At 64.3% G+C, this 14,158-nt stretch carries 12 protein-coding genes; 9 read left to right on the top strand and 3 right to left on the bottom strand.

Annotation, left to right across the window (positions count from 1 at the left end; translation table 11 throughout):
- Positions 1 to 3: 3 nt before the first annotated feature.
- Positions 4 to 1,968 (bottom strand): MacB family efflux pump subunit, encoded by a 1,965-nt coding sequence (locus RYH74_RS20735; protein WP_317410053.1) that lies wholly within the window; start codon positions 1,966 to 1,968, stop codon positions 4 to 6.
- On the bottom strand, positions 1,969 to 3,141 hold the full coding sequence (locus RYH74_RS20730) for an efflux RND transporter periplasmic adaptor subunit (RefSeq protein ID WP_137164467.1): 1,173 nt from the start codon (positions 3,139 to 3,141) through the stop codon (positions 1,969 to 1,971).
- A gap of 355 nt (positions 3,142 to 3,496) precedes the next feature.
- Between RYH74_RS20730 and RYH74_RS20725 the strand changes: the two genes are divergently transcribed.
- The 3 genes from RYH74_RS20725 to RYH74_RS20715 all read left to right on the top strand — a co-directional run bounded on the left by RYH74_RS20725 (position 3,497) and on the right by RYH74_RS20715 (position 6,019).
- Positions 3,497 to 3,973, top strand: coding sequence for a sigma-70 family RNA polymerase sigma factor (locus RYH74_RS20725; RefSeq protein WP_025339983.1), 477 nt, complete (start codon positions 3,497 to 3,499; stop codon positions 3,971 to 3,973).
- Positions 3,974 to 4,141: 168 nt separating this feature from the next.
- Positions 4,142 to 4,621 carry a histidine kinase gene (locus RYH74_RS20720; RefSeq protein ID WP_075045851.1) on the top strand — a complete coding sequence of 160 codons (480 nt, stop codon included), beginning with the start codon at positions 4,142 to 4,144 and terminating at the stop codon, positions 4,619 to 4,621.
- A 72-nt stretch (positions 4,622 to 4,693) separates the two neighbouring features.
- Complete coding sequence (locus RYH74_RS20715) at positions 4,694 to 6,019, top strand: MFS transporter (RefSeq protein WP_317410052.1); 1,326 nt, start codon at positions 4,694 to 4,696, stop codon at positions 6,017 to 6,019.
- A 231-nt stretch (positions 6,020 to 6,250) separates the two neighbouring features.
- On the opposite strand, the gene RYH74_RS20710 is transcribed toward RYH74_RS20715, so the two are convergent.
- Complete coding sequence (locus RYH74_RS20710; protein ID WP_317410051.1) at positions 6,251 to 7,933, bottom strand: electron transfer flavoprotein-ubiquinone oxidoreductase; 1,683 nt, start codon at positions 7,931 to 7,933, stop codon at positions 6,251 to 6,253.
- Positions 7,934 to 8,470: 537 nt separating this feature from the next.
- On the opposite strand from RYH74_RS20710, the gene RYH74_RS20705 reads away from it, so the two are divergent.
- The 6 genes from RYH74_RS20705 to RYH74_RS20680 all read left to right on the top strand — a co-directional run bounded on the left by RYH74_RS20705 (position 8,471) and on the right by RYH74_RS20680 (position 14,111).
- Positions 8,471 to 9,220, top strand: coding sequence for an electron transfer flavoprotein subunit beta/FixA family protein (locus tag RYH74_RS20705; RefSeq protein ID WP_025339979.1), 750 nt, complete (start codon positions 8,471 to 8,473; stop codon positions 9,218 to 9,220).
- A complete protein-coding gene (locus RYH74_RS20700; protein WP_085691592.1) occupies positions 9,221 to 10,150 on the top strand; it encodes an electron transfer flavoprotein subunit alpha/FixB family protein in 930 nt (309 codons plus the stop codon).
- A 188-nt stretch (positions 10,151 to 10,338) separates the two neighbouring features.
- Positions 10,339 to 11,160 carry a substrate-binding periplasmic protein gene (locus RYH74_RS20695; RefSeq protein ID WP_286100245.1) on the top strand — a complete coding sequence of 274 codons (822 nt, stop codon included), beginning with the start codon at positions 10,339 to 10,341 and terminating at the stop codon, positions 11,158 to 11,160.
- A 9-nt stretch (positions 11,161 to 11,169) separates the two neighbouring features.
- The gene (locus RYH74_RS20690; RefSeq protein ID WP_023661849.1) at positions 11,170 to 11,523 is read left to right on the top strand and encodes a DUF4398 domain-containing protein; all 354 of its coding nucleotides are present in this window, start codon (positions 11,170 to 11,172) and stop codon (positions 11,521 to 11,523) included.
- On the top strand, positions 11,520 to 12,332 hold the full coding sequence (locus RYH74_RS20685) for an OmpA family protein (protein WP_085614447.1): 813 nt from the start codon (positions 11,520 to 11,522) through the stop codon (positions 12,330 to 12,332). Before RYH74_RS20690 ends, RYH74_RS20685 begins: the two co-directional genes overlap by 4 nt.
- Positions 12,333 to 12,668: 336 nt before the next feature.
- On the top strand, positions 12,669 to 14,111 hold the full coding sequence (locus RYH74_RS20680; protein WP_317410050.1) for a PLP-dependent aminotransferase family protein: 1,443 nt from the start codon (positions 12,669 to 12,671) through the stop codon (positions 14,109 to 14,111).
- Positions 14,112 to 14,158 lie beyond the last annotated feature (47 nt).

Below are 14,158 nucleotides of genomic sequence, written 5' to 3'. Positions count from 1 at the left end.
GGGTTATTCGCTGGTAAGGGCTTTGACCGGGTCGAGGCGGGCGGCCTTGCGCGCTGGCATGAAGCCGAACACGATGCCGGTGACGACGGCGCAGGCGAAGGCGCCGAGCATGGCGGGCAGGGCAAAGGCCACCGCCACTTCGGCCAGCATCAGGCCGCCACCGATGGCCAGGGCCAGGACGATGCCGGCCAGGCCGCCGACCATCGACAGCATCACCGCCTCGCTGAGGAATTGCCGCAGGATGTCGCGCTGGCGCGCACCAGTGGCCATGCGGATGCCGATTTCACGGGTGCGCTCGCGCACCGTCATCAACATGATGTTCATCACGCCGATGCCGCCCACCAGCAGCGAGATCGCGGCGATCGCCCCCAGCATCAGCGACAGGCTGTTCTGCGTGCGCGCCTCGGCCTGGATCAGCGCCGCGTCATTGGTCAGCTCGAAGTCCTGGCGGCCGTTGTGGCGCTGGCGCAGCAGCTTGTCGATAGCCGCTTCGGCCTCGTTGACCCGCGTGGAGTCCAGGGCGGCAACGGCGATGTAGTCCGGGTCGCGCTGGCCGAACAGGCGGATGGCTGCGGCGGAGTAGGGCACCACGATGCGCCCGTCGCTGTCCTGGTCGCCAGAGCTGGCGCCCTTGCCGGCCAGGATGCCGACCACCTGGAACGGCACATTGCCGATCAGCAGGTACTGCCCCAGCGGGTCGCGCCCAGGGTCGAGCATCTTTTCCCGCACTTTCTGGCCGATCACCGCCACCGCGGCAGCGTTGGCTTCATCGGCATCGGTGTAGAAGCTGCCTTGCACCGCCGGCCAGTTGAAAATCTCGGGGAACCCGGTGTTGTTGCCGCCCACATAGAACCGCTGGCTGTTGTTGCCGTGGCGCACCATCATCTTTTCGCCGATCACCGGCATCACGTGCTTGACCTGCGGCAGTTGGCCGATGGCGGCGACATCGTCGAGGGTGATGGTGCCGGCCTGCTCGCCCAGGCTCGCCGGCTTGCCGTTCAGGTAGAGGATGTTCGAGCCGAAGGCTGCCATCTGCGCCATGACCTGGCGCTTGCTGCCTTCGCCCACTGCCAGCATCACCACCACCGAGGCCACGCCGATGACGATGCCCAGCAAGGTCAGGGCGGTGCGGAAGCGGTTGACCCACATCACCCGCCAGGCCGCCTGCAGGGCTTCGAGCAATTCGCCTTTCCACGCCCCGTGCAAGGTCGCGCCACGGTCCAGGCGCTGGCGCAGCTGGTCGGCCTGCAGCCCGCGGCCGTTGTCGACCGTGGGCTTTTCGGCGGCTGAATCGCTGATGATCAGGCCGTCGCGAATTTCGATCACGCGCTGCGCCCGCGCCGCCACGTTGCGGTCATGGGTGATCAGGATGATCACGTGGCCCTGGCTGGCCAGCTCGTCGAGCAACGCCATCACTTCGGTGCCGCTGTGGCTGTCGAGGGCGCCGGTGGGTTCGTCGGCGAGGATGATATGGCCGCCATTCATCAACGCCCGGGCAATCGACACCCGTTGTTGCTGGCCGCCAGACAACTGGTGCGGGCGGTTGCCGGTGCGGCTGGCCAGGCCCAGGCGGTCGAGCAGGGCGCTGGCACGGGCGTGGCGTTCGCTGGCGGCAAGGCCGGCATAGATGGCCGGCATTTCGACGTTTTCCTGGGCCGAGCCCGAGGGGATCAGGTGGTAGCCCTGGAACACGAAGCCGAACGCCTCGCGGCGCAGCCAGGCCAGTTCGTCGCTGCCCAGTTCGGCCACATCCTTGCCGGCGAAGCGGTAGCTGCCGGAAGTGGGGCGGTCGAGGCAGCCGAGGATATTCATCAAGGTCGACTTGCCGGAGCCGGAGGCGCCGACGATGGCGACGAACTCGCCGGGATGGATGCGCAGGCTGATGCCATGGAGGATATCGACCTTGGGCGTTTCGACGCCGCCGTAGGATTTACGGATGTCGACCAGCTCGATCAGGGGTGTGCTCATTCAACCTCCGCTGACGCCAGGGGCGCCGATCACCAGGCGTTCGCCTTCGTTGAGGCCGTCCAGCACCTGCACGCGCAGGCGGTCGCTGAGGCCGGTGCGTACCTGGCGCTGTTCCACCTTGCCGTCGCGGGTCAGCACATGCGCCAGGCGCAGGCCATCGCCATCGTCCAGCGCGGCCAGTGGTACGGTCAGCACCTGGCTGGCTTTGCCTGCGACAAAGAACACCTGCGTGGTCATCTCGGCCATCAGCGCGCCGTCCGGGTTGTCGACATCCAGCAGCACGCTGTACTGCACCACCTGGCTGCCGGCACTGCCATTGCTGACGCTGGCCGGGCTGCCGCCACCCTGGCTGGCCTGCTCCAGGGGCTTGGGCGGGATCGGCAGCACTTGCCGCACGGTGCTGGTCCAGCGGCGCTTGCCGCCGGCCAGGGTGGTGAAGTAGGCGGTCATGCCCGGGGTGACCTTGCCGATGTCGGCCTCCGACACCTGGGCCCACACGGTCATCGGCGAGAGCTTGGCGATGCGCAGGATCAACGGGGTTTGCTGTTGGGCATTGAGGGTTTGCCCCTCACGGGCATCCACCGCCACTACCGTGCCGTCCATCGGCGCGTAGATGCGCGTGTAGCCCAGCTCGGCCTCGTCGCTGCGCAGGCTGGCCTGGGCCTGGCGGATCTGCGCCTGGAACATGTCGATGCGCGCCTGGGTGACCTTCAGCTGTGCGGCGGCCGTTTGCACGTCCTCGTCGCGGGTGGCACCGGCGGCGGCCAGGTCCCGTTGGCGTTTGAGCTGCTGCCGGGCCAGTTGGAACTGTGCGCGTTGTTCTGCCAGCTGGGCCTTGAGGTTGTCGATCGAGTAGCGGCCGGCATCCAGCCGGGCCTGCTGGGTCGAAGGGTCGATCTCGACCAGCAGCTGGCCTTTGCGCACCGTGTCGCCAACCTCCACATGCAGGGTGTGGATCTGCCCCGACGCCTGGGCACCGACGTCCACGTAGCGCCTTGGTTGCAGGGTGCCCAGTGCGGTGACGCTGCTTTCTATGTCGGCGCGGGTCACTGCAACCGTGCTGAGCGGCTGTGCGCCGTAGGGCAGGGCCTTCCAGGCCAGCAGGCAGCCCAGGCCGAGCAGGCCCAGGCTGCTGAGCAGGAGCCGGCGACGGGTGTTGGTTAAAGGTCTCATGCAGACATCCAGCCGAGGGGGTGCCAGATAGACGAAAGCGGCAGAAGGGGATTTAGCGCAGTGAGTTTGGCGCGGTCTGTGTAGGAGCGGCCTTGTGTCGCGAAAGGGGTGCGAAGCGCCCCCAGGATCTTCGCATCACTGCAGATTGCCGGGGCCGCTTTGCGGCCCTTTCGCGACACAAGGCCGCTCCCACAGACGGGCGCATACACTTGGGGTGGTGGCGGTGTTGCTCCATGCACCTTGTTGCTGAGAATAATTATAATTTGTAAGATCGCACGCTGACATCACTCGGTCCCGCGTTGCTGCCTGAAAGGGCTTTCTGGCATAGGCTGGCAGGACGATCTCAGGTAACGTCGTGGAACATTACTATCGCGAACTGGTGGGCTTCCTTTCCGCGCGCCTGGGCAATCGTCAGGCCGCCGAAGACGTGGCGCACGATGCCTACCTGCGGGTGCTGGAGCGCACCGACGCCGAGCGCATCGAGCACCCGCGCGCCTTCCTTTACCGCACCGCGCTCAACCTGGTGGTCGACCGCCACCGGCGGCATCAGGTACGCCAGGCCGAGCCGCTGGAGGTGCTGGACAGCGACGAGCGCTGGCATACCCCGGCGCCGACCCACGACATGCAGCTCGACCAGCGCCTGGCACTGATGCAGCGCGCGCTGGATGAGCTGAGCAAGGTCTGCCGCGACTGCTTCCTGCTGCGCAAGCTCGAAGGCCTGTCACACCAGCAGATTGCCGAGCACCTGGGTATTTCCCGCAGCCTGGTGGAGAAGCACATCGTCAATGCCATGAAGCACTGCCGGGTGCGCATGCGCGAGTGGGAATCCTGATCGCCGGGTTGAATGCAGATGAAAATTCCGTCAGTCGATCACTTGATTTCCACGGTTTTCCCGACTTCTATCAAAGAAGACCCCTGCCAGGCGTAGCCTTGGCAGCAGCCGTTACTGGCGCAGTATGGTCATGGAGCCTACCCATTACCCAACTGCCCAGGTCCCGCCATGGCCAACAAGACCCTGCGCATCCTCATCGCCGACGCACACCCCTGCCAGCGCCTGCAACTGGAGCGGCTGCTCAACGGCCTGGGCTACTACCGGATAGCGCCAGTGGACAGCTTCGAGGAGTTGCAGCGCCTGGTGCTGAGTGCCTTGCAGCCTTTCCACCTGCTGTTGGGCAATATCGAACTGGCCAGCCATGTCGGGGTCGACCTGGCGCGCTTCTGCCGCGTCAGCACGCAGATCCAGCACGCCCTTCTTTATCACTCTACCCAGTTGCAAGTGCCCTTGGTGCCGCAGACCGAGCGCCAGGCCGTCAGCCTGAGCCTGCCCCAGGTGCCGGACAACGAGGCACTGGAGGCGTTCATGGCGATCATCGATACGCCGCTGCTGGTCGGCAAGCTGCCGCTGCCGGGCGCCATGCCGGCTGCCACGGTGCGGCCACGGCCGAAGGCCAATTTCGTCAACACCATGTTCAACCGCTAAAGCCGCAGCGGGCAGGGCAAGGGGGCAGCTATTTGCTATCCTCTTGCCCTTTGCCGATTTGCGGACCCTGCCATGACTGCCATCGATACCGCTCGCCCGCCCCGGTTCAGCCGCGGCGACCACCGGACCCTGGGCCTGGCGGCGTTGGGCGGCGCGCTGGAAATCTACGACTTCATCATCTTCGTATTCTTTGCGCTGACCCTCAGCCAGCTGTTCTTCCCGCCCGAGATGCCCGAATGGCTGCGCCTGCTGCAAAGCTTCGGAATCTTCGTCACCGGCTACCTGGCGCGGCCGCTGGGCGGCATCCTGATGGCGCACTTCGCCGACCACCTGGGGCGCAAGCGGGTCTTCAGCCTGAGCATCCTGATGATGGCTCTGCCGTGCCTGTTGATCGGGGTGATGCCGACCTACGCCGATATCGGCTATGCCGCGCCGCTGATCCTGCTGGCACTGCGTATCCTGCAGGGCGCGGCGGTGGGCGGCGAGGTGCCGAGCGCCTGGACTTTCGTCGCCGAGCACGCGCCAGCCGGGCGGCGCGGTTATGCCCTGGGCTTCCTGCAGGCCGGCCTGACCTTTGGCTATCTGCTGGGGGCACTGACCGCGACCTTGCTGGCACAAGTGTTCACCCCGCAGGAAATCCTCGACTACGCCTGGCGCTACCCGTTCCTGCTCGGCGGGGTATTCGGCGTGATCGGCGTGTGGCTGCGTCGTTGGCTCAGCGAAACACCGGTGTTCCTTGCCCTGCGCGCGCGCCAGGAGCAGCCGGTGAGCTTCCCGCTGCGGCGGGTGCTGGGCGAACACCGCCGGGCGTTGATCCCGGCGGCGCTGCTGACCTGCGTGCTGACTTCCGCCGTGGTGGTGCTGGTGGTGATTACCCCGACAGTGATGCAGCAGCGCTTCGGCATGAGTGCCGGGCACACCTTTGCCCTTAGCAGCGTGGGCATCGTCTTCCTCAACATCGGCTGCGTGCTGGCCGGGCTGCTGGTCGACCGTGCAGGTGCCTGGCGCGCACTGATGTTCTACAGCCTGTTGCTGCCGGTGGGCATCGGCGCGTTGTATGCCAGCCTGGTGGGGCAGTGGGGCATGACCTGGCTGGCCTATGCGCTGGCGGGTTTGTCCTGCGGCGTGGTGGGCGTGGTGCCGTCAGTGATGGTCGGGTTGTTCCCGGCCGAGATCCGCGTGTCGGGCATCTCCTTTACCTATAACCTGGCCTACGCGCTTTGGGCCAGCACCACACCGCTGGCGCTGATTGCGCTGATGCCGTGGAGCCCGTGGGTGTGTGTCGGCTTTTGTCTGGTCATGGGTACGGTGGGGTTGCTGACGGCCTTGTATTTCGGGCGTCGGGAGCCATTGGCGTTTGCCGCGGAGCCGATGCCGGTAATGTGTGGTGAAAAATAGTTTTCTGTTGTCTGTTCTGGCCTCATCGCCGGCAAGCCAGCTCCCACAGGGAATCGCGTCAACTTTTAGAATTTGAGCAAGGCAGTCGCTCCCACAGGGATAGCGCATGGCTCGAGGTCGATGCGGTCGAGGTGGGAGCTGGCTTGCCGGCGACGAGGCCGGTACAGGTAAAACAAAAAGCCCCCGGCTCGTGAGAACCGGGGGCTTTTCGTTACCGCAAGGGCAGGGGCCTTACATGTTCGGGTAGTTCGGCCCGCCAGCGCCTTCAGGGGTGACCCAGGTGATGTTCTGGGCCGGGTCCTTGATGTCGCAGGTCTTGCAGTGCACGCAGTTCTGCGCGTTGATCTGGAAGCGCTTGCTGCCGTCTTCCTGAGTGACCACTTCGTACACGCCCGCCGGGCAGTAGCGCTGGGCCGGCTCGTCGTACAGCGGCAGGTTGCTGGCGATCGGCACGTTCGGGTCGGTCAGTTTCAGGTGGCACGGTTGTTCCTCTTCGTGGTTGGTGCTGGAGAGGAATACCGAGCTGAGTTTGTCGAAGCTGAGCTTGCCGTCCGGTTTCGGGTAGTCGATCTTCTGCGACTCGGCCGCCAGCTTCAGGCAGGCGTAGTCCGGCTTGGTGTCGTGCAGGGTGAACGGCAGCTTGCCGCCGAACCAGTTCTGGTCCACATAGTTGAACGCAGCGCCCAGCAGCGGGCCGAACTTGTGCATGGCCGGGCCGAAGTTTCGGCTGGCGAACAGCTCCTCGTACAGCCAGCTGGCCTTGAAGGCGCTGACGTAGCCGTTGAGCTGGTCACCGCCTTCGCTGCCGGCGAGCAGTGCGTCAGCCACCGCTTCGGCGGCCAGCATGCCGGACTTCATCGCGGTGTGGCTGCCCTTGATCTTGGCGAAGTTCAGGGTGCCCAGGTCGCAGCCGATCAGCGCGCCGCCGTTGAAGACCATCTTCGGCAGCGAGTTGAAGCCACCCTTGCAGATGGCACGGGCACCGTAGCTGATGCGCTTGCCGCCTTCGAGATATTGCGCCATCACCGGGTGGTGCTTGAGGCGCTGGAACTCGTCGAACGGCGACAGGTACGGGTTGGCGTAGGACAGGTCGACGATCAGGCCGACCACCACCTGGTTGTTTTCCAGGTGATAGAGGAACGAACCACCGGTGTTGTCCTTGGCCATCACGTCCAGCGGCCAGCCGGCTGTGTGCACCACCAGGCCCTGCTCGTGCTTGGCCGGGTCGATTTCCCAGATTTCCTTCAGGCCGATGCCGTAGTGCTGCACATCGGATTCGCTATCCAGGTTGAAGCGCTTGATCAGCTGCTTGCCGATGTGGCCACGGCAACCTTCGGCGAACAGGGTGTACTTGCCACGCAGCTCCATGCCAGGGGTGTACATGCCGTCTTTCGGGTTGCCTTCGCGGTCGACGCCCATGTCGCCGGTGACAATGCCGCGCACCACGCCGTTTTCATCGAACAGCGCTTCCTGGGCGGCGAAGCCCGGGTAGACTTCCACGCCCAGGTTCTCGGCCTGCTGGGCCAGCCAGCGGCACAGGTTGCCCAGCGAGATGATGTAGTTGCCCTGGTTGTGCATGGTCGTGGGCACGAACAGGTCAGGCACCTTGGTCGAGCTGCCGGCATCCTTGAGCACGTAGATGTCGTCACGCTTCACTTCGGTGTTCAGCGGCGCGCCGAGCTCTTTCCAGTCTGGGAACAGCTCGTTCAGGGCACGGGGTTCGAACACCGCGCCGGAAAGGATGTGGGCGCCGACTTCAGAGCCTTTTTCCACCACGCAGACGCTGATTTCGCTACCGGCTTCGGCGGCCTTCTGCTTCAGGCGGCAGGCGGCGGACAGGCCCGCCGGGCCGGCGCCGACGATGACCACGTCGAATTCCATGTATTCGCGTTCCACTGGTTCTCTCCTACTCATCAAGGCTCGTGCTGTTGCTTTGTCTTATGGGTGCGCGGGGCATTCGCAGCGGTTCTACGCAACGGCGGAACTGTAGCTGGGCAAATGACGGACTACACCGTTTTGTCTTGGCCGCGCATTATATCTACACCACTTGGCGGGTCCAATACAAACGTTTGTTTGAATTTGCCGCAGGCCAGTAAAATCACAGGAACGCGGCTGGAGGGTGACCGATTTGCCGTATTGACCGGATTGGGTGTTACGGTCAAGATACGAGCGGTTTTACGTTCGCCGTAGGCTTGCAGCCGGGCGCAGGTACACCTCTAAAGACCAGGTGTGGAGCAGGGTTTTGCGGCCTTGGGCCGGTTTGTAGTGGAGTTTACACGCCACGACAGAAAATGACCCGTGAGTATTTGTCGCAAGAGTCCGGACAAGACTGTTCGGTCACTGTGAAGTTACCGCCTCCCGGTACGTTTTTGGAGGTGCCCTTGTACCCACGCGCATCGCAGGGCTCTGCCCCTGGCGACTATCTATTCACCGGAGAGTAACGAGGAATCCATGAAGGTTCTTGTAGCTGTCAAACGAGTGGTCGACTACAACGTCAAGGTTCGCGTCAAGGCGGACAACTCCGGCGTCGACCTTGCTAACGTCAAGATGTCCATGAACCCCTTCTGCGAAATCGCCGTGGAAGAAGCCGTACGCCTGAAGGAAAAGGGCGTCGCGTCCGAGATCGTCGTCGTTTCCGTCGGCCCGACCACTGCCCAGGAGCAACTGCGTACCGCCCTGGCCCTGGGTGCCGACCGTGCCATCCTGGTCGAAGCCGCTGACGAACTGAATTCCCTGGCTGTGGCCAAGGCGCTGAAAGCCGTTGTCGACAAAGAGCAGCCTCAGCTGGTCATCCTCGGCAAGCAGGCCATCGACAGCGACAACAACCAGACCGGCCAGATGCTGGCTGCGCTGACCGGCTTCGCCCAAGGCACCTTCGCCTCCAAGGTGGAAGTTGCTGGCGACAAGCTGAATGTCACCCGTGAAATCGACGGCGGCCTGCAGACCGTTGCACTGAACCTGCCGGCCATCGTCACCACCGACCTGCGCCTGAACGAGCCACGCTACGCGTCGCTGCCGAACATCATGAAGGCCAAGAAGAAGCCGCTGGAGACCGTTACTCCAGACGCGCTGGGCGTTTCCCTCGCCTCCACCAACAAGACCCTGAAGGTTGAAGCCCCGGCTGCCCGCAGCGCTGGCATCAAGGTCAAATCGGTGGCCGAACTGGTCGAGAAGCTGAAGAACGAAGCGAAGGTAATCTAAATGACTATCCTGGTTGTCGCTGAATACGAGAACGGTGCCGTAGCCCCGGCCACCCTGAACACTGTTGCCGCTGCCGCCAAGATCGGTGGTGATGTGCACGTGCTGGTCGCAGGCCAGAACGTGGGCGGCGTTGCCGAGTCCGCAGCCAAGATCGCTGGCGTGGCCAAGGTGCTGGTTGCCGATAACGCTGCCTACGCCCACGCCCTGCCAGAAAACGTAGCGCCGCTGATCGTCGAGCTGGCCAAGGGCTACAGCCACGTGCTGGCTCCGGCCACCACCAACGGCAAGAACATCCTGCCGCGCGTTGCCGCGCTGCTGGACGTGGACCAGATCTCCGAGATCATCTCGGTCGAGTCCGCCGACACCTTCAAGCGCCCGATCTATGCCGGTAACGCCATTGCCACCGTGCAATCGAGCGCTGCCATCAAGGTCATCACCGTGCGTACCACCGGCTTCGACGCCGTGGCCGCCGAAGGTGGTTCGGCTGCCATCGAAGCCGTCGGCGCTGCGCACAACGCCGGCATCTCGGCCTTCGTTGGCGAAGAGCTGGCCAAGTCCGACCGCCCAGAGCTGACCGCTGCCAAGATCGTCGTTTCCGGCGGCCGTGGCATGGGCAACGGTGACAACTTCAAGCACCTGTACAGCCTGGCCGACAAGCTCGGCGCTGCCGTCGGTGCTTCGCGCGCCGCAGTCGACGCAGGCTTCGTGCCGAACGACATGCAGGTCGGCCAGACCGGCAAGATCGTTGCGCCACAGCTGTACATCGCCGTCGGTATCTCCGGCGCGATCCAGCACCTGGCCGGCATGAAGGACTCCAAGGTGATCGTGGCGATCAACAAGGACGAAGAAGCGCCGATCTTCCAGGTAGCCGACTACGGCCTGGTCGCTGACCTGTTCGAAGCGGTTCCGGAGCTGGAAAAGCTGGTCTGATCCGCCTGCTTCACTTATAAAGAACCCGGCCCTCGTACAGGGGGCCGGGTTTTTTTGTGGTCAGTTCCGGCCCGATCGCTGGCAAGCCGGCTCCCACAGGTACAGCGCAGTTCTCAAGGGCGGTGCTGTATCTGTGGGAGCTGGCTTGCCGGCGATTGGGCCGGGCAGAGCAATACAAGGAGTGAGCAATGGTGCTGCGTAAAGCAGGCAGGGTGCTGGCATGCATGGCGGTGCTGGTTTCGCCGCTGGCCATGGCGGCAGGCAAGTGCGAACGCCTGGTGGCAACCGGCAGCCCTGATGCGCCGCCCTATTCGTGGCAGGACCCGAACGACCCGAAACACCTGATCGGTGCCAACGTCGACCTGCTGCGCCAGGTGGCTGGCGAACTGGGCGTGAAGGTGGAGGTGCTGAGCGCCGGCCGTCGTGACCAGGCGCTGGAAGAAGTACGTAGCGGGCGCATGGACCTGCTGCTCGACACCCCCATGCAGGTGGAGCAACTGACCGCGCTGGACTACATCCATCCACCCCTGCAGCTCAACGAATACCTGGTGTGGACGCGTCACGACGCCACGCTGGCATTCGAGGGCCCGGCGGACCTGGCCCAGTACCAGGGCAGTTTGTCCGAGCGTGCGCGGCTGACCCCGGTCTTTACCGCTTTCGCCAAGGCGCAGCTGAAACTGGTGCCGGCACAGAACCTGACCCAGGCCTTCCAGAAGCTGGTGCTCGGCCAGGTGGATTATGTGCTCGCTGGCCGCTATTCGGGCATGGCCATGGCCCAGAGCCTGGGCATGAGCAATGACCTGATCGCCCGCGGCCTGCCGGTGGATCGGCCGGGCCTGTACCTGGCCCTGTCGCACAATTCGGCCTGCAATGACAGCTGGTTACGTGGGCAATTGGCGAAAAAACTGACAGAATTGCCGATCTCCGGAGCATCCGAGGCCGTGCTGCAACGTAATGTCGAGCGCTGGAAAGCGCAGCTGCAGGTGCCGTCGGACGCCCCCAAACACTAGGAAGATTGCGTGAGAACCCAACCACTAATCCTTGCCCTGGCCGTGCTCGGCCTGGCTGGCTGCGCCAACGATCCGGCCCCTAACGAGCAGATGCGCATTTCCGAACAGGCACTGGAGCAGGCCAGGGCCGTCGGTGCCACCGAGCAGGTCGATGCGCTCAAGCTGGCTGAAGACAAGCTGGCCCGGGCCAAGGCCAACATGCTCACCGAAGACTACCGCGATGCGCGCATGCGTGCCGAGCAGGCCGAACTGGATGCGCGCCTGGCCGAGGCCCAGGTACTGAACCAGAAGAGCGAAGAGCAGCTGCAACTGCTGCAGTCGCGGGTCCAGCGCCTGCGCAAGCAGTTGGAGGTGCAGCCATGATCCGTCGTGTGCCATTGGCCGCGCTGGCAGTGCTGGCGCTGGCGGCAGGTTTGCAAGGTTGCGCCAGCCAGCGCAGCAGCGCAGCGCTGGATGATGCCACTGCAGCTTTCCAGAAGGTCAAGGATGATTCCAATGTGTTGCGCAGTGCGCCGCGTGACGTGATTCGCGCAGGCGAGTCGCTGGCCCGTGCCGAGCGCCTGTCCAGCTACATCGGCACCGGTGCCGACGTGCGCCATTACGCCTACCTGAGCCAGCGCTACAGCGAAATTGCCAGCGAGCATGCCAAGCTGGCGCTGAACCAGGAGCGCCAGGCCAAGCTCGACCTGGAGCGCCAGCGCCTGCAGCTGGCCCTGCGCGAGGCCAAGCTGGCCAGTGTTCAGCAGCAGGGCAAGTGGGTCGAGTCGCAGATCGCCGCGCTGGCCTCGGAGCAGGCCGATCGTGGTCTGGTGATGACCCTGGGGGACGTGCTGTTCGACACCGGCCGCGCCGACCTGAAGAACTCGGCCAGCCGTACCGTGCTCAAGCTGGTGCAGTTCCTCCAGCTCAACCCGCGCCGGGTGGTGCGGATCGAGGGCTATACCGACAGCACCGGCCCGGCGGAGGACAACCTGAAGCTGTCGCGTGATCGGGCGCAGGCCGTGGCCGACATGCTGGTAGACCTGGGCATCGACGAGAAGCGCCTGCAGGTCGAGGGCTATGGCGACCAGTACCCGATCGAGGCCAATGCCTCGGAGCGGGGCAGGGCGCAGAACCGTCGGGTGGAGATCGTGTTCTCCGATGACAAGGGCAAGCTGGCGCCGGCGCGCTGAGTCTTTGAAATGCCGGGGACCGCTCTGCGGTCCTTTCGCGACACAAGGCCGCTCCTACAGGCGTTGTGCATGCCTTGAGTTTGGCACTGCTCTTGTGGGAGCGGCTTTAGCCGCGAACACCGGCAAAGCCGGTGCCATCCACCGCGTCGCCTGCTTCGCGGGTGAACCCGCTCCCACAGGGGCGGCGCACCCCCGGCAGTTTGTCGGCTTAATCGTTTCGATAGCTGTCACACTATTGTATTGTCGACTATGTTGCATTCTGTCCCAGTACACTTTGCAACTGTTACGGTATCCTCTACCGTCACTGAGCCGTACAAGAATAACGAGTCTGCCGCCATGACCAACCTGCTGTTGTACCAGCGTATCGCCCAGCAACTGGCCGATGACATCCGTCGTGGTGTCTACCAGCCAGGCGAGCGGGTACCCTCCGTGCGCAAGATGAGCGCCCAGCTCAATGTCAGCCATGCCACGGTGCTGCAGGCCTATGCCAATCTCGAGGACCAGGGGCTGATCCGTGCGCGGCCGCAGTCCGGCTACTACGTGCACCAGACCCCGGCCCTGACCGCGCAGACCCCGGACATCGCCCGGGTCGAGCGCCCCGGCCTGGTCACCCGCGCCAGTATCATCCAGCAGGTGCTGACCGAGGCTCGTCGTGATGGCGTGTTCCCGTTCGGCGCCGCTGTGCCTCACGTCGACTACCTGCCGGTCCGTGCCTTGCACCAGCAGATTGCCAAGGTCACACGCTTCCACAGCCCGCGTGCCTTCAGCTACATGTTCAGCCCCGGTTTCGAGCCGCTGCGCCGGCAGATCGCCATTCGCATGCGTGATGCCGGTGTGCTGGTCGACCCGCGTGAAGTGATCGTGACCCATGGCTGTGTCGATGCGCTGCAGATGTCGCTGCGCGTGCTGACCCGCCCCGGCGACCTGATCGCCGCCGAATCGCCCACCTATTACGGGCTGCTGCAACTGGCCGACCTGCTAGGCCTGAAGGTGATCGAGATCCCCAGCGACCCGTCCACCGGTATCAGCCTCGAAGCGCTGCAGCTGGCGGCCAACCAGTGGTCGATCAAGGCCCTGGTTCTGACTGCGCGCCTCAGCAACCCGCTGGGTGGCACTGTCCCGGAAGAGCGGCAGAAGCAGTTGCTGCGCCTGGCGTCGGACTTCGATATCCAGATCGTCGAGGATGACATCTATGGCGAGCTGATGTTCGAGCAGGGCAAGACCAAGGCGCTAAAGGCATTCGACCGGCTGGACCGGGTGATCTATTGCTCGAGTTTTTCCAAGACCCTGTCCCCCGGCGTGCGCGTTGGCTGGATGATCGCCGGGCGCTATCAGGACGAGATCCAGCGCCTGCAAACCTTCACCACCCACTCGGCCTGCAGCGTGACGCAGATGGGTGTGGCGGCCTACCTGGAAAATGGCGGCTACGACCGGCACCTGCGTTACATCCGCCAGGAGTACCGCAAGAACCTCAGTGCCTACCAGTTGGCGGTGCAGCGGCACTTCCCCGAGGGCACCCAGATGACCCGGCCGACGGGCGGTTTCATCCTGTGGGTGAGCCTGCCGGGGCGAGTCAATACCCAGGAGCTGCATGTGCGCGCGCTGGAGCAGGGTATCAGTATTGCGCCGGGGCTGATCTTCAGCAACACCGAGCAGTTCAACCACTGTATCCGGCTTAATTGCGGTATACCCTGGAACAAGGAAGCCGAGCGCGCGGTGATTACGCTCGGTTTGCTGGCTCAGCAATTGTGCCGGGAGCCAGCAGCGGCACTTTTGTAGGCTTGCCACGCGCCCGTGGAACAGGGAGCATACGCACTTTTCCTGCC

The sequence above is a fragment of the Pseudomonas sp. LSJ-87 genome (assembly GCF_032971465.1).
Taxonomy (GTDB): Bacteria; Pseudomonadota; Gammaproteobacteria; order Pseudomonadales; family Pseudomonadaceae; genus Aquipseudomonas; species Aquipseudomonas putida_Z.
The sequence above is the reverse complement of the archived record's forward strand: the minus strand, read 5'-3'. Positions and strand labels throughout refer to the sequence as shown.

Excerpts from the sequence above, each read along its gene's own strand:
- RYH74_RS20705 (WP_025339979.1), top strand. The coding sequence starts at position 8,471 with ATGAAGGTTCTTGTAGCTGTCAAACGAGTGGTCGACTACAACGTCAAG.
- RYH74_RS20730 (WP_137164467.1), bottom strand. The coding sequence starts at position 3,141 with ATGAGACCTTTAACCAACACCCGTCGCCGGCTCCTGCTCAGCAGCCTG.
- RYH74_RS20715 (WP_317410052.1), top strand. The coding sequence starts at position 4,694 with ATGACTGCCATCGATACCGCTCGCCCGCCCCGGTTCAGCCGCGGCGAC.
- RYH74_RS20685 (WP_085614447.1), top strand. The coding sequence starts at position 11,520 with ATGATCCGTCGTGTGCCATTGGCCGCGCTGGCAGTGCTGGCGCTGGCG.
- RYH74_RS20720 (WP_075045851.1), top strand. The coding sequence starts at position 4,142 with ATGGCCAACAAGACCCTGCGCATCCTCATCGCCGACGCACACCCCTGC.
- RYH74_RS20700 (WP_085691592.1), top strand. The coding sequence starts at position 9,221 with ATGACTATCCTGGTTGTCGCTGAATACGAGAACGGTGCCGTAGCCCCG.
- RYH74_RS20695 (WP_286100245.1), top strand. The coding sequence starts at position 10,339 with ATGGTGCTGCGTAAAGCAGGCAGGGTGCTGGCATGCATGGCGGTGCTG.
- RYH74_RS20710 (WP_317410051.1), bottom strand. The coding sequence starts at position 7,933 with ATGAGTAGGAGAGAACCAGTGGAACGCGAATACATGGAATTCGACGTG.
- RYH74_RS20735 (WP_317410053.1), bottom strand. The coding sequence starts at position 1,968 with ATGAGCACACCCCTGATCGAGCTGGTCGACATCCGTAAATCCTACGGC.
- RYH74_RS20680 (WP_317410050.1), top strand. The coding sequence starts at position 12,669 with ATGACCAACCTGCTGTTGTACCAGCGTATCGCCCAGCAACTGGCCGAT.